The organism is Pseudomonas sp. NBRC 111140 (genome assembly GCF_001320885.1).
Classification (GTDB): Bacteria; Pseudomonadota; Gammaproteobacteria; order Pseudomonadales; family Pseudomonadaceae; genus Aquipseudomonas; species Aquipseudomonas putida_P.
Genome location: NZ_BCBQ01000007.1, coordinates 26,984 through 44,453 on the forward strand (window position 1 = coordinate 26,984; position 17,470 = coordinate 44,453).

17 protein-coding genes are annotated in these 17,470 nt (G+C 62.4%); 11 read left to right on the top strand and 6 right to left on the bottom strand.

What is annotated here, in order from left to right; genetic code table 11:
• Positions 1–7: 7 nt before the first annotated feature.
• Complete coding sequence (locus tag APH42_RS03935; protein ID WP_041166463.1) at positions 8–892, bottom strand: LysR family transcriptional regulator; 885 nt, start codon at positions 890–892, stop codon at positions 8–10.
• Between the two features lie 146 nt (positions 893–1,038).
• Between APH42_RS03935 and APH42_RS03940 the strand changes: the two genes are divergently transcribed.
• A complete protein-coding gene (locus APH42_RS03940) occupies positions 1,039–2,058 on the top strand; it encodes an alpha/beta hydrolase (RefSeq protein ID WP_060492780.1) in 1,020 nt (339 codons plus the stop codon).
• A gap of 64 nt (positions 2,059–2,122) precedes the next feature.
• On the opposite strand, the gene APH42_RS03945 is transcribed toward APH42_RS03940, so the two are convergent.
• Positions 2,123–2,416 carry a DUF1330 domain-containing protein gene (locus APH42_RS03945; RefSeq protein ID WP_012271745.1) on the bottom strand — a complete coding sequence of 98 codons (294 nt, stop codon included), beginning with the start codon at positions 2,414–2,416 and terminating at the stop codon, positions 2,123–2,125.
• 78 nt (positions 2,417–2,494) lie between these two features.
• Between APH42_RS03945 and ribBA the strand changes: the two genes are divergently transcribed.
• The 8 genes from ribBA (at position 2,495) to APH42_RS03985 (ending at position 12,024) form a co-directional block, all read left to right on the top strand.
• Entirely contained in the window at positions 2,495–3,616 is a 1,122-nt protein-coding gene (gene ribBA, locus APH42_RS03950) for a bifunctional 3,4-dihydroxy-2-butanone-4-phosphate synthase/GTP cyclohydrolase II (RefSeq protein ID WP_060492781.1), read from the top strand.
• Between the two features lie 345 nt (positions 3,617–3,961).
• Positions 3,962–4,987, top strand: a complete 1,026-nt coding sequence (locus APH42_RS03955) for an ABC transporter substrate-binding protein (protein WP_012271743.1) — start codon at positions 3,962–3,964, stop codon at positions 4,985–4,987.
• Positions 4,984–5,901, top strand: coding sequence for an ABC transporter permease (locus APH42_RS03960; RefSeq protein ID WP_060492782.1), 918 nt, complete (start codon positions 4,984–4,986; stop codon positions 5,899–5,901). Before APH42_RS03955 ends, APH42_RS03960 begins: the two co-directional genes overlap by 4 nt.
• Before the next feature lie 6 nt (positions 5,902–5,907).
• Positions 5,908–6,714, top strand: coding sequence for an ABC transporter permease (locus APH42_RS03965; protein ID WP_012271741.1), 807 nt, complete (start codon positions 5,908–5,910; stop codon positions 6,712–6,714).
• A gap of 17 nt (positions 6,715–6,731) precedes the next feature.
• On the top strand, positions 6,732–7,880 hold the full coding sequence (locus tag APH42_RS03970; RefSeq protein WP_060492783.1) for an ABC transporter ATP-binding protein: 1,149 nt from the start codon (positions 6,732–6,734) through the stop codon (positions 7,878–7,880).
• A 112-nt stretch (positions 7,881–7,992) separates the two neighbouring features.
• Positions 7,993–9,300, top strand: a complete 1,308-nt coding sequence (locus APH42_RS03975; RefSeq protein ID WP_060492784.1) for a substrate-binding domain-containing protein — start codon at positions 7,993–7,995, stop codon at positions 9,298–9,300.
• A 166-nt stretch (positions 9,301–9,466) separates the two neighbouring features.
• On the top strand, positions 9,467–10,531 hold the full coding sequence (locus APH42_RS03980; RefSeq protein WP_060492785.1) for a TerC family protein: 1,065 nt from the start codon (positions 9,467–9,469) through the stop codon (positions 10,529–10,531).
• A gap of 140 nt (positions 10,532–10,671) precedes the next feature.
• Complete coding sequence (locus APH42_RS03985) at positions 10,672–12,024, top strand: SPFH domain-containing protein (RefSeq protein WP_060492786.1); 1,353 nt, start codon at positions 10,672–10,674, stop codon at positions 12,022–12,024.
• 58 nt (positions 12,025–12,082) lie between these two features.
• On the opposite strand, the gene APH42_RS03990 is transcribed toward APH42_RS03985, so the two are convergent.
• Positions 12,083–13,312, bottom strand: coding sequence for an acyl-CoA dehydrogenase (locus APH42_RS03990; protein ID WP_060492787.1), 1,230 nt, complete (start codon positions 13,310–13,312; stop codon positions 12,083–12,085).
• A 140-nt stretch (positions 13,313–13,452) separates the two neighbouring features.
• Between APH42_RS03990 and APH42_RS03995 the strand changes: the two genes are divergently transcribed.
• Together APH42_RS03995 and APH42_RS04000 are read left to right on the top strand one after the other, a co-directional pair.
• Positions 13,453–14,379, top strand: a complete 927-nt coding sequence (locus APH42_RS03995) for a LysR family transcriptional regulator (RefSeq protein WP_012271733.1) — start codon at positions 13,453–13,455, stop codon at positions 14,377–14,379.
• Between the two features lie 194 nt (positions 14,380–14,573).
• Complete coding sequence (locus APH42_RS04000; protein WP_012271732.1) at positions 14,574–15,728, top strand: cysteine desulfurase family protein; 1,155 nt, start codon at positions 14,574–14,576, stop codon at positions 15,726–15,728.
• A gap of 7 nt (positions 15,729–15,735) precedes the next feature.
• Here APH42_RS04000 and APH42_RS04005 read toward each other — a convergent pair whose 3' ends face one another.
• From APH42_RS04005 to APH42_RS04015, 3 genes are all read right to left on the bottom strand, one after another.
• The gene (locus APH42_RS04005; protein WP_012271731.1) at positions 15,736–16,173 is read right to left on the bottom strand and encodes an RES family NAD+ phosphorylase; all 438 of its coding nucleotides are present in this window, start codon (positions 16,171–16,173) and stop codon (positions 15,736–15,738) included.
• Entirely contained in the window at positions 16,170–16,619 is a 450-nt protein-coding gene (locus APH42_RS04010) for an antitoxin Xre/MbcA/ParS toxin-binding domain-containing protein (RefSeq protein ID WP_012271730.1), read from the bottom strand. Before APH42_RS04010 ends, APH42_RS04005 begins: the two co-directional genes overlap by 4 nt.
• 109 nt (positions 16,620–16,728) lie before the next feature.
• The gene (locus tag APH42_RS04015) at positions 16,729–17,382 is read right to left on the bottom strand and encodes an oxygen-insensitive NAD(P)H-dependent nitroreductase NfsB (protein ID WP_012271729.1); all 654 of its coding nucleotides are present in this window, start codon (positions 17,380–17,382) and stop codon (positions 16,729–16,731) included.
• Between the last annotated feature and the right edge of the window lie 88 nt (positions 17,383–17,470).

A 17,470-nucleotide genomic window follows, 5' to 3' on the forward strand; every position in this document is an offset into this window, starting at 1 on the left:
GGTAAACCTATAGTTGCACCAACCGCTCACGCAAGAAGTCGACAAAACCCTGCACCGGCCGCGCTACCTGCCGGTGCTGCGGATACACCGCTGATAACTGCAACGCCGGCGGCGTCCATTCTTCAAGCACACTCACCAGCCGCCCATCCGCCAACGCCTGGCCAACGATGAAGGTCGGCAGGTAGGTCACCCCCATGCCGGCGATGGCCGCATCCCTGAGCAACTCGCCGTTGTTGGCACGCATGCGCCCTGTCACCTGAATCGCCTGCGCCTTGCCGCCCTGGCGAAACTGCCACTGCACCTGTCGCGAATGCCCATAGGGCAGGCAGTCATGCCCGGCCAGATCCTCCGGTATTACCGGTACTGCCCGCGCCTGCAGGTACGCCGGACTCGCGCAGTAGACGCGCTCGACATTGGCAATACGCCGCGCAATCAGGCTGGAGTCCTCCAGCGCGCCAATGCGCAGCGCCAGGTCGTAGCCCTCGCCGATCAGGTCCACGGCGCGGTCGCTGAGGTCCACCTCTACATCTACTAGCGGGTGCAGTTGAAGAAACTCGGTCAGCAGGCAACCCAGGTGCGACATGGCGAACGACAGCGGCGCACTCAGGCGCAAGGTGCCGCGCAAGGCCTGGGCCTGGCCGCTGATGTCGTGCTCTACCTGCTGCACCTCACCCAACAAGCGCAAGGCCGACTGGTAGTAGTGCTGGCCCAGCGGTGTGGCATCCAGGCGCCGGGTGGAGCGGTTGAGCAGGCGAACGCCAAGGCGCTCCTCGAGCTGCATCAGGCGTCGACTGACCGATTGCTTCGACATGCCCAGGCGGTCGGCGGCGGCGGTGAAACTGCCAGCCTCCATGACCTGGGCGAAGATCCGCATGTCTTCGTAAGGGTTCATTGTCTCGCTCATAGTGACAGTCAAACGCTTTATAGCGGCTTTTTCCTGCAAGTGCACCTGCCTAATCTACGCACAAGTCGCAGCGATGGCCCAGCAGGCCAGGCAAGACGCCCACTACCACCACTTGCATAGAAAAGGATTCGCTCATGAACATTGTCCACAAGGCCCTCACCGCCTCCCTCTTGGCCCTGTCCGTTTCCAGCGCTTTCGCCGCTGGCAGCCCTGGTGTCGAACAACACACTCAGGCCTTCCTCGAAGCCCTGGAAAAAGGGGGTGGCAAGCCGCTGGAGCAGCTCAGCCCAACAGACGCCCGCGCAGTGCTGACCGGCGCTCAGGCCTCGGTCAAGGTCGACCTTTCGGGCATCGAGGTAAAGGAGCGCACCATCCAGGCCAATGGCGAGTCGATCAAGCTGCAAGTAGTGCGCCCGGCCAACGCGAAGGGTGACCTGCCAGTGTTCATGTTCTTCCACGGGGGCGGCTGGGTGCTGGGCGACTTCCCCACCCACCAGCGGCTGATCCGCGACCTGGTAGTCGGCTCGGGTGCGGTGGCGGTCTACGTGGACTACACCCCATCGCCGGAAGCGCACTACCCGACGGCCATAAACCAGGCCTACGCCGCGACCCGCTGGGTGGCCGAGCATGGCAAGGCGATCGGCGTGGACGGCAAGCGCCTGGCCGTGGCCGGCAACAGCGTCGGCGGCAACATGGCGGCAGTCGTGGCGCTGAAAGCCAAAGAGGCCGGCACCCCTGCGCTGCGCTTCCAGCTGCTGCTGTGGCCGGTGACCGATGCGAGTTTCGAGACTGCCTCGTACAAGCAATTTGCCGAAGGGCACTTCCTGACCACAGGGATGATGAAGTGGTTCTGGGACAGCTACACCTCCGATACCCGTGCCCGTGCGCAGGTCTACGCATCGCCGCTGCGGGCCAGCACTGAGCAGCTCAAAGGCTTGCCGCCAGCACTGGTACAAACGGCTGAGTTCGATGTGTTGCGTGATGAAGGTGAGGCTTATGCCCGCAAGCTGAATGCTGCCGGTGTGACGGTTACCTCAGTGCGCTACAACGGCATGATCCATGACTATGGGCTGCTCAACCCACTGAGCCAGGTGCCGGCAGTGAAGGCGGCGATGCGCCAGGCGGCCGGTGAACTGAAAGTACACCTTCAATAACCTTATCCACCCATGCGGCAGGGCCTGGTGCCCTGCCGGTCCGGGAGAACCGTGAGACCATCACTCAAGGCTCGAACCCTTCGACAATGATCACTTCGGCCTTCGCCACACCTTGGCGATGGCTGCACGCTTGCTGGTACAGCTCGGACCGGTAACACGCCACCGCCTGCTCGTACGAATCGAACTCGATCACCACGCTACGCTGGGGGGTAGACCGCCCTTCCATCGCCTCGCTGCGCCCACCACGGGCCAGGAAGCGGCCGCCGAACGCCTTGAAGGCAGCCGGGGCACGCTGGGTGTACTGCTGGTATTGCTCGGGGTCGGTCACGTCCACATGGGCGATCCAGTAAGCCTTCATCTGCTGCTCTCCTCTTAAGGCGATATTTATGTATGATGGTATACCATAATAATCACCCCACCACAGTGAGCGTGCAACATGGCTTTCAACACCATCGAGGAACTTCTCGAGGACTACCGGCAAGGCAAGATGGTCCTGCTGGTGGATGACGAGGACCGGGAAAACGAAGGCGACCTGTTGATCGCCGCCGAGCGTTGCGACGCCCAGGCCATCAACTTCATGGCCCGCCAAGCGCGTGGGCTGATCTGCCTGACCTTGACCGACGAGCACTGCCAGCGCCTGGGCCTGGAGCAGATGGTACCGGCTAACGGCAGCGTCTTCAGCACCGCGTTCACCGTGTCGATCGAGGCGGCCACGGGTGTCACCACCGGTATTTCCGCTGCCGACCGGGCGCGCACCGTGGCAGCGGCCATGGCCCCCAACGCGCGCCCCGAAGACCTGGTGCAACCGGGCCACATTTTCCCCCTGCGCGCCCGCGAAGGCGGCGTGCTGACCCGCGCCGGCCATACCGAAGCCGGCTGCGACCTGGCACGGCTGGCAGGCTTCAGCCCGGCTTCGGTGATCGTCGAAGTGCTCAACGACGACGGCACCATGGCCCGCCGCCCGGACCTGGAAGTGTTCGCTGCCCAGCATGGCATCAAGATCGGCACCATTGCCGACCTGATCCACTACCGCCTGAGCACCGAGCAGACCATCAAGCGCATCGGCGAACGCGAGCTGCCGACCGTGCATGGCATTTTCCGCCTGGTCAGCTATGAAGACCGCATCGAAGGTGGTGTGCACATGGCCATGGTCATGGGCGACATCCGTCGCGAACAACCGACCTTGGTGCGGGTGCACGTAATCGACCCACTGCGCGACCTGGTCGGTGCTGAATATGCAGGCCCGGCCAACTGGACGCTGTGGGCGGCGTTACAGAAGGTGGCCGAGGAAGGTGCTGGCGTGGTGGTAATCCTGGCCAACCATGAGTCCTCCCAGGCATTGCTTGAACGCATACCGCAGTTGACTCAGCCGATACGGCCTTACCAGCGTGGGCAGTCGAAGGTGTATTCCGAGGTGGGCACCGGCGCGCAGATTCTGCAGGACCTTGGCGTTGGCAAACTGCGTCACCTGGGGCCACCGCTGAAATACGCGGGCCTGGCGGGATATGAGCTGGAAGTGGTGCAGAGCATCCCGTTCGAGCCAGGTCTTCCAAGCTGACACCACCCCTTGTAGGAGCGGCCTTGTGTCGCGAAAGGGCCGCAGAGCGGCCCCAGCAATCTGTGCATCTGCTGAAATCCTGGGGCCGCTTCGCGACACAAGGCCGCTCCTACAAAAGCAGACCGCGACAAATTGAAGAGGTCGGAGTGATGGCCGGTCGCTTCACACCTCTTGCCAAAAGTTTGGAATACCATAATATGATATCCCGTAGACCTTAAATCTGCAGGCCGGCACCTACACTTAAAAACGGCCACCCGGACACTTTGTTTTTGCTGCTCCCCGAACACTGTTGGCGGGCGCACCACAAGCCCCGCCTCGAATAACAAAAGCAACGAGGGCGTAACCATGCTGTTGAGCAAACGTGTAACCGCAGTGCTGTCCGCCAGCCTGCTGACCCTGGCATGTCAGGCCGCCCAGGCCGCCGACAGCCTGAACTTCGTCAGCTGGGGCGGTACCACCCAGGACGCCCAGAAAGAAGCGTGGGCCGTACCGTTCAGCAAAGCCACCGACATCAAGGTCGTGCAGGACGGCCCCACCGACTACGGCAAGCTCAAGGCCATGGTCGAGAGCGGCAACGTGCAGTGGGATGTGGTTGACGTCGAAGCCGACTTTGCCCTGCGTGCCGCCAGCGAAGGCCTGCTCGAACCCCTCGATTTCAACCAGATAAAGCGCGACAAGATCGACCCGCGGTTCGTCTCCGACCACGGCGTCGGCTCGTTCTTCTTCTCCTTCGTACTCGGCTACAACGAAGGCAAGCTCGGTGCCAACAAACCGGTGGACTGGACCGCGCTGTTCGACACCAAGACCTACCCCGGCAAACGTGCCCTGTACAAGTGGCCGAGCCCCGGCGTGCTGGAACTGGCCCTGCTGGCCGACGGCGTAGCCCCAGACAAGCTGTACCCGCTGGACCTGGACCGCGCCTTCAAGAAGCTCGACACCATCAAGAAAGACATCGTCTGGTGGGGCGGCGGTGCCCAGTCGCAACAGCTGCTGGCCTCGGGTGAAGCCTCGCTTGGCCAGTTCTGGAACGGCCGCGTCTATGCCCTGCAGCAAGATGGCGCACCGGTGGGCGTGAGCTGGAAGCAGAACCTGGTCATGGCCGACTTCCTGGTCATTCCCAAAGGCGCCAAGAACAAGGATGCGGCCATGAAGTTCCTGGCCAACGCCAGCAGCGCCGAAGGCCAGGCCGAGTTCGCCAACAAGACCGCCTACGCGCCGGTCAACGTCGACAGCGTGGCCAAGCTGGACAAAGACCTGGCGCCGAACCTGCCAACAGCCTACGCCCAGGACCAGGTCACCCTCGACTTCGCCTACTGGGCCAAGAACGGTCAAGCCATCGCGGCCCGCTGGAATGAGTGGTTGGTCAAATGAAAGTCGCCATCAACGCCCTGCATAACGCGCAAGGTGCCCCCACGGGTGCCGGCGCGCCGGGCACCGCCCCCCGCCGCGCCAGCCTGAGCCAGCGCTGGAAAGGCAGCCGCAACCTGCTGCCGGCCCTGCTGTTCCTTGGCCTGTTCTTCTTCGCCCCGCTGGTCGGCCTGTTGCTGCGCGGGGTGCTTGAGCCAACCCCTGGGCTGGGCAACTACGAGCAACTGTTCGCCAACTCGGCCTACGCACGGGTACTGTTCAACACCTTCTCGGTGGCTGGCGTGGTCACCCTGATCAGCGTACTGCTGGGCTTCCCGCTGGCCTGGGCGATCACCCTGGTGCCCAAGGGCTGGGGCCGCTGGCTGCTGAACATCGTATTGCTGTCGATGTGGACCAGCCTGTTGGCACGCACCTACTCATGGCTGGTGCTGCTGCAGAGCTCGGGGGTGATCAACAAGGCGCTGATGGCCATGGGCATCATCGATGCCCCGCTGGAAATGGTGCACAACCTCACCGGCGTGGTGATCGGCATGAGCTACATCATGATCCCGTTCATCGTGCTGCCGCTGCAGGCGACCATGCACGCCATCGACCCGATGGTGCTGCAGGCGGGCTCCATCTGCGGCGCCAGCCCGTGGACCAACTTCTGGAAGGTATTCCTGCCGCTGTGTCGCTCAGGGCTGTTCTCCGGGGCGCTGATGGTGTTCGTGATGTCGCTTGGTTACTACGTCACCCCGGCGCTGCTGGGCGGTGCACAGAACATGATGCTGCCCGAATTCATCATCCAGCAGGTGCAGTCGTTCCTCAACTGGGGCCTGGCCAGCGCCGCCGCCGCACTGCTGGTGGCGATCACCCTGGTGCTCTTCTACCTGTACCTGAAGCTGCAGCCGGAATCCCCGGTTGGCAACGCGAGGTAAACCGCCATGCTCCTGTCTCCCAATGCCATGGGTCGCCCGCTGCGTACGGGCCTGTACCTGACCACCGGGGTCATCGCGGCCTTCCTGCTGCTGCCGGTCGTGTTCATCGTGCTGCTGTCGTTCGGCTCGTCCCAGTGGCTGGTATTCCCGCCGCCAGGCTGGACCTTCAAGTGGTACGGCCAGTTCTTCTCCAACCCGGAGTGGATGGACGCTGCGCTGGCCAGCCTGAAGGTGGCCGTGCTGACCACCCTCGCCGCCGTACTGCTGGGCCTGCCCAGCGCGTTCGCCCTGGTGCGTGGCCGCTTCCCGGGCCGCGAACTGCTGTACGGGCTGTTCACCATGCCAATGATCGTGCCGCTGGTGATCATTGCCGTGGCGGTGTATGCGCTGTTTCTCAAACTTGGCTACACCGGCACGCTGTTCGCCTTCGTGGTCAGCCACGTGATCGTCGCCCTGCCCTTTACCATCATTTCCATCATCAACTCGCTGAAGCTGTTCGACCAGTCGATTGAAGATGCCGCGGTGATCTGCGGTGCCTCGCGCCTGCAGGCGATCTTCAAGGTCACCTTCCCGGCCATCCGCCCCGGCATGATCGCCGGCGGCCTGTTCGCCTTCCTGGTGTCGTGGGATGAAGTGGTGCTGAGCGTGATGATGGCCAGCCCCGACCTGCAGACCCTGCCGGTGAAGATGTGGACCACCCTGCGCCAGGACCTCAGCCCGGTCATTGCCGTGGCCTCGACCCTGCTGATCGGCCTGTCGCTGCTTGTCATGTTCATTGCCGCCGCCTTGCGCCGGCGCACCGAAAACGCCTGAGCGCGGAGAAAACAACAATGAGTGCAGTGATCAAAGACAACGCGCACGGCAAGACCCTGGTCAGCCTGCGCGGCCTGAACAAGCACTACGGCGACTTCACCGCCGTGGACAACCTCGACCTGGAGATCCAGGACGGCGAGTTCCTGACCTTCCTCGGCTCCAGCGGCTCGGGCAAGTCCACCACCCTGTCGATGCTGGCCGGCTTCGAAACACCCAGCAGTGGCGAGATCCTGGTCGACGGCCAATCGCTGGTCAACGTACCACCACACAAGCGTGACATCGGCATGGTGTTCCAGCGCTATTCGCTGTTCCCGCACCTGAACGTGCGCGACAACATCGCATTCCCGCTGGCCATTCGCAAGCTCGGCGCTGCCGAGACGGCCAAGCGCGTCGACGCCATGCTCAAGCTGGTGCAGCTAGAGAAGTTCGCCCACCGCAAACCCTCGCAAATGTCTGGCGGCCAGCAGCAGCGTGTGGCGATTGCCCGGGCGCTGGTGTACGAGCCGCGTATCCTGCTGATGGACGAGCCGCTCGGCGCGCTGGACAAGAAGCTGCGAGAAGACCTGCAGGACGAACTGCGCCAGTTGCACCGCCGACTGGGCATTACCATCGTCTACGTCACCCACGACCAGGAAGAAGCCATGCGCCTGTCCCAGCGCATCGCCATTTTCAGCCACGGCAAGATCGTCGGCCTGGGCACCGGTTACGACCTGTACCAAAACCCGCCGAATGCCTTTGTCGCTTCGTTCCTGGGCAACTCCAACTTCCTGCGGATCAAGGCCAGCAGCAATGGCGCAGGCAGTTTCGAGGGGCAGCCGGTAGCCATTCGCCTGACCCCAGGGCTGGCCGCCTCGCAAGATGCACTGATCATGGTACGCCCAGAGAAGGCCCTGGCCCTGACCGCCGAACAGGCCGCAAGCGAGCCACTGCCAGCGGGCTGGAACGAGGTCAGTGCCAAGGTTGGCGAGGTGCTGTTCCTGGGCGAGAGCCAAACCTGCCATGTGGTGACTGCAGGGGGTACCGAGCTGACGGTGAAGGCGCTGTCAGCCGCAGGCATGCCGATGCAGCCGGGCGACAGCGTGAAGGTGCGTTGGGCAGTGGCGGATGCGTGCATCTATACCGAGTGGGCCGAGAGCGATTTGAGCAAGTCTGCCGGGGCGCATTGAGTTCGCCAGCCGCCGAGAAGGGGGGGCAAAGCCCTCCCCTACGGACTGTCACATTATCATCACGCCACTGTCGTAATCTGCCGGCCAACTCTATGCCACAGGGCCATCCGGCATGCCCCGCCTGCTTGTCTTGCTGCTTATCCTGCTACCGCTAGCGACCTTGGCCCAGCCCCAGCACCTGCGCGTGCAAGGTTCCAACACGATTGGTGCGGCCTTGCTGCCGGCGCTGGTGCAGGGGCAATTGCGCGCGCAGCAAGCCAGCGCCATCGCGCAACAACCGGGCAAACTGCCCAATGAAACCGTGATCAGTGCGCGCGATGCGCATGGGCAGCCCGTGCGCGTGGACATCGCCGCCCACGGCTCCAGCACCGGCTTCGTTGCCCTGGGCCGGGGCGAGGCCGACCTGGCAGCGGCATCGCGGCCGATCAACGACAGTGAAGTGCGCCAGCTGCAGGCCCTGGGCGACCTGCGTGCTGCCAGCGCTGAACAAGTCATCGGCCTGGATGGCGTAGCGGTCATCGTCCACCCCGACAACCCACTGCCGCAGCTCACCACAAAACAACTGGCGCAGGTTTTCTCCGGGCAGGTCCAGCGCTGGGAACAATTAGGTGTTTCTGGCGGGGCCATTCACCTGTATGCCCGTGATGACCGTTCCGGTACTTTCGAGACCTTCAAGGCACTGGTGCTGGAACCTCTGCACAGCGAACTGTCGCCCAAGGCCAAGCGCTTCGAGTCCAGTGACGAACTGGCGGCCCAGGTAGGTGCCGACCGCCAGGCCATCGGCTTCAGCAGCCTGGCCGCCGTGCACGGGGCCAAGGTGCTGGCAGTGGCCGAGGGCGACGCACCGGCCATGCTGCCTGAACGCGCACTGGTGGCCAGCGAAGACTACCCGCTATCGCGGCGCCTATACTTCTACCTGCCGGCCAACCCCAAGCCCCAGTCCAAGGCCCTGGCCGATTTCGCCCAAAGCCCCGCGGGCCAGGCGATCGTCGCCCAGCAGGGTTTCGTTTCGCAGCAGATCAAGGCTCAACCTGTCCCTCCCCAGTCTGATATGCCGCCGCGCTATCGCACCCTCGCCCAGCAGGCGCAGCGGCTGAGCGTGAACTTTCGCTTCCAGGAAGGCAGCGCCAGCCTCGACAACAAGGCCCTGCGCGATGTGCAGCGGGTAGCCGAGTACCTGCGCCAGGCTGGCAAGTTGCAGAGCAAGGCGGTGCTGGTGGGGTTTGGCGACCCCAAGGAGACACCCGGGCGCGCGGCCCTGCTCTCACGCCTGCGCGCGCAAGCAGTGCGGCGCGAGCTGGCGCGCGATGGTGTGGAGGTGCTGGAGGTGACTGGGATGGGCGATGAACTACCCGTGGCCGGCAATGAGCTGGAGCAAGGACGGTTACGTAACCGACGGGTCGAGGTGTGGGTGTATTGAAGGCCAGATCCGAGCCCTGGCAAAGAAATGTAACAGCTCCCTGTTCGGCATCACTGGTAAACGGGTCTAGGCTCAAAATCATGTGATACCGGGCCCCTCTGACGGCTGCCAAGCCGCCATGTCGGATCACTGTTGCCAAGCAACGTCGACATTCAAGGAGGGGCTCATGACAGCTCTGCAAGCATTTCTCACCACCCCGTTCCTCGGTACCAGCGCCTGGTTGTGGCTGGTGTTCATGGCCATCGTCATCGGTTTGCTGGTACTCGACCTGGGCGTGCTGCACCGCCACGACCGGGAAATCGAAATGCGCGAAAGCCTGCTGCTGTATTCCGGCTACTTCAGCGTCGGCGTGCTGTTCGGCGCCGGGGTCTGGTACCAGTTGGGCGCGCAGTCGGCACTGGAGTTCTACACCGGTTTCCTGGTCGAGCAGTCGCTGTCGATGGACAACGTGTTCGTCATGGCAATGATCTTCAGCTACTTTGCCATCCCCCGCCGCTACCAGCACCGCGTGTTGTTCTGGGGCATCCTGGGGGTGGTGTTGCTGCGGGCGATCATGATCGGCGTAGGCGCGGCGTTGGTGCAGAACTTTGCCTGGGTGCTGTACATCTTCGGTGCCTTCCTGCTGTTTACCGGGGTGAAGATGGCGCTGTCCAAGGAAGACAGCCACCCGGACCTGGCCAACAACCCGATCATCAAGTTCGTGCGCCGGCACATGCGGGTCACCGACCAGATCCATGGCTCGCACTTCTTCATCCGCCAGACCCCGCCTGGGCACAGCAAGGCGCTGCGTTATGCCACCCCATTGTTCCTGGCGCTGGTACTGATCGAACTTGCCGATCTAGTGTTTGCGGTCGACAGCGTGCCAGCGATTTTCGCCATTACCCAGGACCCGTTCATTGTCTACACCTCTAACATCTTTGCCATTTTGGGGCTGCGCTCGCTGTACTTCGCGTTGTCGGCGTTGATGCACCGCTTCGTTTATCTCAAGTACGCACTGGCGCTGGTGCTGATCTTCATTGGCTGCAAAATCTTCTACCACGGCATGGTGGGCAAGGTGCCGGCGTTGCTGTCGCTGGGGGTGACGTTCGGGCTGTTGCTGGGTGGGGTGGTGGTTTCGTTGATCAAGACGCGGGGGCAGAACGTGGCGGTCGAGAGTATCCAGCCGTCGCAGGATTCGACGGGGCAGAACAACCTGGGAAAAAAGAAGGACGACCCGCAATTGCGGGCGTGAATGGCTGTTGTGGGGCCGAATCAAATTGGATTCTTCCTAGCTACCGCAGTGATTATTCCTACATAAGGAATTCGGTTCGTCTGATTGTGATCACGGGGCTGAATTAACCAGGATGGGCCTTTCCGCACAAGGAGTGCCCCGTGCAAAAACTGCCCATTCCCGACCTCCCTCAATTACGTGTCAACCGAAAGCAAATTGCCGCCATTGCCATCCCAGTTCTCGCGTTCGGCGCCCTGGCAGCAATATTCAACAACGTATTCTTCTACAACGAAGCAGGCCAGATGACCCACGTTCGTACGATTTTCGGCGAGGAGAAAGTAGTCGAGGACGTAGGCTACGCCACCAAGTGGTTCGGCCGCAGTACAGCTTGGCGACGTACCATCGGCGTTCAGTCCTCCTTGCGCATGGACAACCCGGAAGATACCCGCAGCGGACATCCCTCGATCACGCTGGAAAACCTGCCTATCGTTTTTCTGGGCAACGTCGATGCCAAAGCCGAGTTCAGTAGCCAGTTTCGCCTTCCTTCAGGGGAGGCATTTCTGAAGATTGCCCAGGAATACCGCACGCCTGACAATTTCCTGCAACGTGCACTGTTGCCGGCAGTCAAGGAAACGCTGCAAGCCACAGCCTCCCTGATGAGCGCAGACGACTATTACGCCGGCAACCGCAGCCACTTCGGTGCCGAGTTCGAAAATCAGTTGCGCAACGGCCTGTACTTGACAAGCCGCAAGGAAATTCGCGTTCAGCGCGACAATTATCCTGCTCAAACTGCGATTCTGCAGGCCGGTACCGAACAGGGTAGTTTTGGCGACAACAGTGCAACGCGTTTCATCATTGAGAAGAAGCTCGACAAGAACGGCCAGGAACTGCGCAAGCTGCAACAATTTCGCCTGTTCGGCGTTGAGGTGGTGGATGCTCGGGTCACCCATATCGACCCCAATCCGCAGTACCAGCAACGCATGGTGCGGGTGCAGCAAGCACTGGCGGAGCTTGCCGTGGCCCGGCAAAACAGGCTCAAGGAGGAAGAAGAGAAGGAACTGGTTTCTGCACGCGGCGCCAAGGATGTCGAAGCCAAACGCCAGGAGAGTCTACGCCAACAGATTGAGCGTACTACCGAAGCCGAAACCGAAAAACAGCTTGCGCTGATCAACGCAGAGCGGGAGAAACGGCGCGCCGAGATCGACAAGCAGACAGCCGAGCTGCTTCGGGACAAAGCGCGTGTAACGGCAGAAGCGACCAAGATCACAGCCGATGCCGAAGCCTACGCCCGTGAAGCCTCGATTAAGGCGGACGGTGCCCTGCAAACCAAACTGGATGCGCTGGTGCAGATCAATCGAGCGTGGGCAGAGGCAGCAGCAAAGGCACCGGTGCCAAGTGTCATGATGGGGGGCACCGAACCAGGGATCGGGCGACAGGATGAGATGAGCAAGCTCATGAGTGTACTGGCGACGAAAGCCGCCAAAGACCTGGTAGTGGACCTGAAAACTCAATGAAACTTTACCGACCGCTTCGCGGGTAAAACCGCGAAGCGGTCGGCACAGGCTCACCGAATTAGCGCCCGCTACGCAACAGTTCCACCGGCACATACTTGCCAATTTCATACTTGCCAATCGCCGCCCGGTGCACTTCATCCGGCCCGTCGGCCAGGCGCAAGGTGCGCTGCATGGCGTACATGTAGGCCAGCGGGAAATCGCCGCTCACCCCTGCCCCACCATGTATCTGGATCGCCCTGTCGATTACCTTCAAGGCAGCGTTCGGTGCCACCACCTTGATCTGCGCGATCTCGCTGCGGGCGACTTTGTTGCCCACGGTGTCCATCATGTAGGCCGCCTTGAGCGTCAGCAGCCGGGCCATGTCGATTTCCATGCGCGAGTCGGCGATCTTGTCGACGTTGCCGCCCAGGCGTGCCAGTGGCCGGCCGAAGGCGGTGCGCTCGACCGAGCGCTTGCACATCAGCTCCAACGCGCGCTCGGCCATGCCGATCGAACGCATGCAGTGGTGGATGCGGCCAGGCCCCAGGCGGCCCTGGGCGATTTCGAAGCCGCGCCCTTCGCCAAGGATTACGTTTTCGTACGGCACCCGCACGTTCTCGAACAGGACTTCGGCATGGCCATGGGGTGCATCGTCATAACCAAACACCGGCAGCGGGCGAACGATCTTCACGCCTGGTGCATCGGTGGGCACCAGCACCATCGAATGCTGCTGGTGGCGTGGCCCTTCAGGGTCGGACAGGCCCATGAAGATCATGACTTTGCAGCGCGGGTCGCAGGCGCCGGAGGTCCACCACTTGCGGCCGTTGATCACCCATTCGTCACCGTCACGCACGGCGGTGGCAGCCATGTTGGTGGCGTCCGAAGAGGCCACGTCTGGCTCGGTCATGGCGAACGCAGAGCGGATCTCGCCGCGCAGCAACGGCTCCAGCCACTGGCGCTTTTGCGCCTCACTGCCATAGCGCACCAGCACTTCCATGTTGCCGGTGTCCGGTGCCGAGCAGTTGAACGGCTCTGGCCCGAGCAACGAACGGCCCATGATCTCCGCCAACGGGGCGTATTCCAGGTTGCTCAGGCCGGCGCCATATTCCGACTCTGGGAGGAACAGGTTCCACAGCCCTTCGGCGCGGGCCTTGGCCTTGAGTTCTTCCATGATAGCGGTCGGCTGCCAGCGGTCGCCCTCGGCGACCTGGCGCTCGAACACCGCTTCGGCGGGGTAGACATAAGCGTCCATAAACGCGCTGACGCGCTCGCGCAGTGCCTGGACCTTGGGCGAATAGGCGAAATCCATCGGGGCTACCTTCACGGTTCGGAGTACATGGGCCAGAGCCTAGAGCAGCGCGGACCAATCCACCTAGTCTATTTTCCGCGTGTATAAACATTCATAACCGATATATGATCGACCGATAATTCCAACAAAGAGCGGCGCCCATGAACCTCAGCAAGGTCGACCTCAACCTGTTCATCGTGTTCGATGCGATCTACACCGAAGCCAACCTGACCCGCGCCGGGCAAATTGTCGGCATTACCCAGCCGGCGGTGTCCAACGCCCTGTCACGGCTGCGCGAAACCTTCAACGACCCGCTGTTCGTGCGCACCGCGCAAGGCATGGTGCCCACGCCCATGGCGCAGAACATCATCGGCCCGGTGCGCAATGCCTTGGCGCTATTGCGCACGTCGGTGCAGGAAAGCCGCATTTTCAACCCGCAACAGGCCAACAAGACCTTCCGCATCAGCATGACCGACCTGACCGAAGCGGTCATTCTGCCGCCGTTGTTCCAGCGCCTGCGCCGTCTGGCGCCAGCGGTGCTGATCGAGAGCTTTCTGTGCAAGCGCCGCGAGACCACCAAGGAACTCGCCGCCGGCCGCCTGGATTTCGCCATCGACGCCCCCCTGAACACCGACCCGCAAGTGCGCCACGTCAAGCTGATGCAAGACCGCTATGTCTGCGCCCTGCGCCAGGGCCATCCGCTGGCCGACAGCAAGCTGACCCTCGACAGCTACCTGGGCATGACCCACATCCATATTTCCAGCCGCCGCAACGGCCTGGGCTATGTCGACCTGGCACTGGGCAAGATGGGGGTGCAACGCAAGGTCGCCCTGCGTTCGCAACATTATCTGATGGCCTCGCAGGTGTTGCAGCAGACCGACATGGCAATGACCGTTCCCGAGCGCTTTGCCCGTCGCCATCAGTTGCGTTACCAGCCACTGCCGGTGGAAGTGCCAGCGCTGGAGACGCACCTTTACTGGCATGAAAGTACCGACCAGGACCCTGCCAACCGTTGGATGCGTGAGCAGATCACCGAGTTATGCGAGCGCGTGGTGGCGGAGGAAGAGAAGGCTCTGGACCCTGCCTGAAGGTAGCTGGCGCGGGGCCGATTGCAACGCTTCGCCAACTGAAGAAAAAAATCCTACAAAACCAATGCCGCGGGGAAATTTTTTTTATCGGGATCGAGAAGACAGCGGTGGGAAGCGAAAAATATCTCACAGCTGGCGGGTACGCTTAGGTCAACGATCGCCGATTTCATGGCAACTGACACGGACCCGCCCCAATGCCTAGCGCCCCACTCTACTTCGATTACGCCGCCACTACCCCAGTCGACGACCGGGTCATCGAAACCATGCTCGCCTGCCTGGGTAACCAAGCCAACTTCGGCAACCCGGCGTCCAGTGGCCACGCCTTCGGCCAAGCCGCCCGTCACACCGTGCAGCAGGCTCGCCAACAAGTGGCCGAGCGCGTCGGCGCGCAGGCCGAAAACCTGGTGTGGACCTCGGGCGCGACCGAGTCCAACAACTTGGCACTCAAAGGCATTGCCCAAGGCATCGGCCAGCCCGGCCACCTGATCACCAGCCAGCTGGAGCATAAGGCCGTGCTCGACACGGTGGCCGAACTGGAGCGCCAAGGCTGGGCCGTTACCCGCCTGGCGCCGGATGCCGCCGGCCTGATCCAGCCCGCCAGCGTGCAGGCAGCATTGCGCGCCGATACCCGCCTGGTATCGCTGATGGCGGTCAACAACGAACTGGGCACGGTCACCGACGTTGCCGCAATTGGCGAGCAGGTGCGTGCCCACGGTGCCCTGTTGCACGTAGACGCCGCGCAAGCTGTGGGCAAGCTGGTCATCGACCTGAATGCGATGAGCGTGGACTTGATGTCATTCTCGGCGCACAAGGTCTATGGGCCAAAAGGCATCGGCGCGCTGTATGTCGGGCCACGCGCCCGTACGCTGATGCGCGCGCAGATGCACGGCGGCGGCCATGAACAGGGCCTGCGCTCCGGCACCCTGGCGACCCATCAGATTGCTGGCATGGGCAGCGCCTTTGCCCTGGCCGGCCAGCCTGGCGACAGCGAGCACCAGCGCCTTGAGCAACTGGCTGCACGCCTGCGCGAAGGCCTGCTGGCTTTACCCGGCGTCACCCTGAACGGCTGCGTCACCCACCGCATACCCCATACGCTGAACCTGTGCATCGACAGCAAGGGCTTCAACAGTGCGGCACTGGCCGGCGAGCTGGCCTTGTCGACCACCTCGGCCTGCAACTCGGCGAGTAACGCCGCCTCCCATGTGCTGCTGGCACTGGGGCTGGATGAGCGCCAGGCACGCAATAGCGTGCGCTTGAGCATCGGCCGCTTCAGCACCGACGCTGAAGTGGACAAGGCTGTCGAAGTGTTCGGTCGGGTGCTGACGACGGCATCGGCGGCGCTGTGGTGAACAGGCACTAGAACAAGCGGCTGTCCGGGGTGAAATCCTCGACCTGTATTTTCGCGCTCTGCGCCTGCGGGTGCCGTGGGTTGAACAGGTAGTTGGTGGTACTGGGCATGATCGCGCTTGGCACCGGCAACAACAATGCCGAACAGTCATCCAGAAAGCGATTGCCCAGTGCCCGGGTCAACTCCGGCTGAGCGGACCAGCCTGGCTGCAAGGTGGGTAACCGCGCTTGTGAAACCGTGTCGGGCAATTCGATGCGGATCAGGCGCAGGGTAGTGGGGAAATCCTCAGGGTCGATCTCCAGGTGCACCAACACCTCGAGCATCGCCCCTGGAGGGCTGGTGGCGGCATATACCACCGGCCGGCCCGCCTGGTGCCAACGGCCGCTTACCCGCAAGCCTCCCGTGCCGCTCAAGTCTGCGTAGGCGCTGATACGCCACAGAATCACAGGCCAAAGCCCTCGGCAATCTGCAGCAGCATCTCTTCAACCTGAGTGGTGCCTTGCTGGGTGGTAAGCATCTGCATCGGGGTGAGCCCCGAAAAGCGCTCCTTGGGCTTGGACAACCAACGTTTGGCCTTGTCCGCCTCGCCGAACACGGCTTCGGCCATGGCGGTGATGTGGGCCGAGCGGAACAGACGGTCGCTTTCATCCACGGTCAACGGCTGGTCGCGCTCAATGCGGGTTTTCAGGGTGCGCAGGGGAATGATCTGGTCGCGCTCCACCGGCGTGAGCACACCACGCTCGGTCAGCTTTACCAGCCAGGTGGCGGCAAAACCATGGGTGATGCGGGTGTGGATTTCAAAGTCACTGGCAAGCTCGGGGATTTCCAGCAGCGCGTTCAAACGCGCCCGGTACTCATGGTAACCGTTGTCGCGAAGCACTTCGGCAAGCATGGCATGCTCCTTATCGGCGTTTGCCGACAAGTATGCGGTATATGCCGAATCATTGCCAGTTTGCCCGGCCACCCGGGCGAGTCAGGGGCGCTTTGCGCCCCCTGCAATCTCACAGGAACGTGAAGACTTGCGACGCCGGCAGGCGCGACTTGTTCAGCCCGGCATTGAAGTCCGTCTCACTGCGGTAACCCAGGCTGAGGATCACCACGCTGGTAAACCCACGCTCACGCAGCCCCAATTCGGCGTCGAGGATCTTGCTGTCAAAGCCTTCGATCGGCGTTGCATCCAAACCATGCGCCGCAGCCCCCAGCAACGCCGTGCCCAAGGCCAGGTAGGTTTGTTTTTCCATCCAGTGCTGCACGTCCTTGTGGTCGTAACGGTGCAGGTTGACGTAGTGCCGGCGGCTTTGGTTTTGCCCGGCACGCGCTTGCTCGTCACGGAAACGACCATCGGCAGCCTCTTGGTCGAGCACCGTGTTCAGGTGCGCTTCGGTCATTTCGGTGCGGGTGCAGAACACGATCACATGCGAAGCATCAAGGAGCTTCGGCGAGTTGTAGGCATAACCGTCCGTGGTGCTCTTTGCCAGGCGAGCCTTGCCTTCGGCAGTATCGGCGACGATGAAATGCCAGGGCTGGGAATTGACCGACGACGGGCTGTGGCGCAGTTGCTCGAGCAGGGCATCGACAGTGGCCTGGGGAATACGGCGCGAGGCATCGTAAGCTTTGGTGGTGTAGCGGCGCTTGGCCAGCGAGACGGTATCCATGCAAGAACTCCGGTATGAACAGTGGATGTGCCGTGCATCTTATCTTTCCGGTAGAAAAGAAAAACCGGCACAATGCAGCAACACTTTC

Bases quoted from the DNA above. Each gene is read 5' to 3' on its own strand.
- APH42_RS03935 (WP_041166463.1), bottom strand. From the start codon at position 892: ATGAACCCTTACGAAGACATGCGGATCTTCGCCCAGGTCATGGAGGCT.
- APH42_RS03940 (WP_060492780.1), top strand. From the start codon at position 1,039: ATGAACATTGTCCACAAGGCCCTCACCGCCTCCCTCTTGGCCCTGTCC.
- APH42_RS03945 (WP_012271745.1), bottom strand. From the start codon at position 2,416: ATGAAGGCTTACTGGATCGCCCATGTGGACGTGACCGACCCCGAGCAA.
- ribBA (WP_060492781.1), top strand. From the start codon at position 2,495: ATGGCTTTCAACACCATCGAGGAACTTCTCGAGGACTACCGGCAAGGC.
- APH42_RS03955 (WP_012271743.1), top strand. From the start codon at position 3,962: ATGCTGTTGAGCAAACGTGTAACCGCAGTGCTGTCCGCCAGCCTGCTG.
- APH42_RS03960 (WP_060492782.1), top strand. From the start codon at position 4,984: ATGAAAGTCGCCATCAACGCCCTGCATAACGCGCAAGGTGCCCCCACG.
- APH42_RS03965 (WP_012271741.1), top strand. From the start codon at position 5,908: ATGCTCCTGTCTCCCAATGCCATGGGTCGCCCGCTGCGTACGGGCCTG.
- APH42_RS03970 (WP_060492783.1), top strand. From the start codon at position 6,732: ATGAGTGCAGTGATCAAAGACAACGCGCACGGCAAGACCCTGGTCAGC.
- APH42_RS03975 (WP_060492784.1), top strand. From the start codon at position 7,993: ATGCCCCGCCTGCTTGTCTTGCTGCTTATCCTGCTACCGCTAGCGACC.
- APH42_RS03980 (WP_060492785.1), top strand. From the start codon at position 9,467: ATGACAGCTCTGCAAGCATTTCTCACCACCCCGTTCCTCGGTACCAGC.
- APH42_RS03990 (WP_060492787.1), bottom strand. From the start codon at position 13,312: ATGGATTTCGCCTATTCGCCCAAGGTCCAGGCACTGCGCGAGCGCGTC.
- APH42_RS03995 (WP_012271733.1), top strand. From the start codon at position 13,453: ATGAACCTCAGCAAGGTCGACCTCAACCTGTTCATCGTGTTCGATGCG.
- APH42_RS04000 (WP_012271732.1), top strand. From the start codon at position 14,574: ATGCCTAGCGCCCCACTCTACTTCGATTACGCCGCCACTACCCCAGTC.
- APH42_RS04010 (WP_012271730.1), bottom strand. From the start codon at position 16,619: ATGCTTGCCGAAGTGCTTCGCGACAACGGTTACCATGAGTACCGGGCG.
- APH42_RS04015 (WP_012271729.1), bottom strand. From the start codon at position 17,382: ATGGATACCGTCTCGCTGGCCAAGCGCCGCTACACCACCAAAGCTTAC.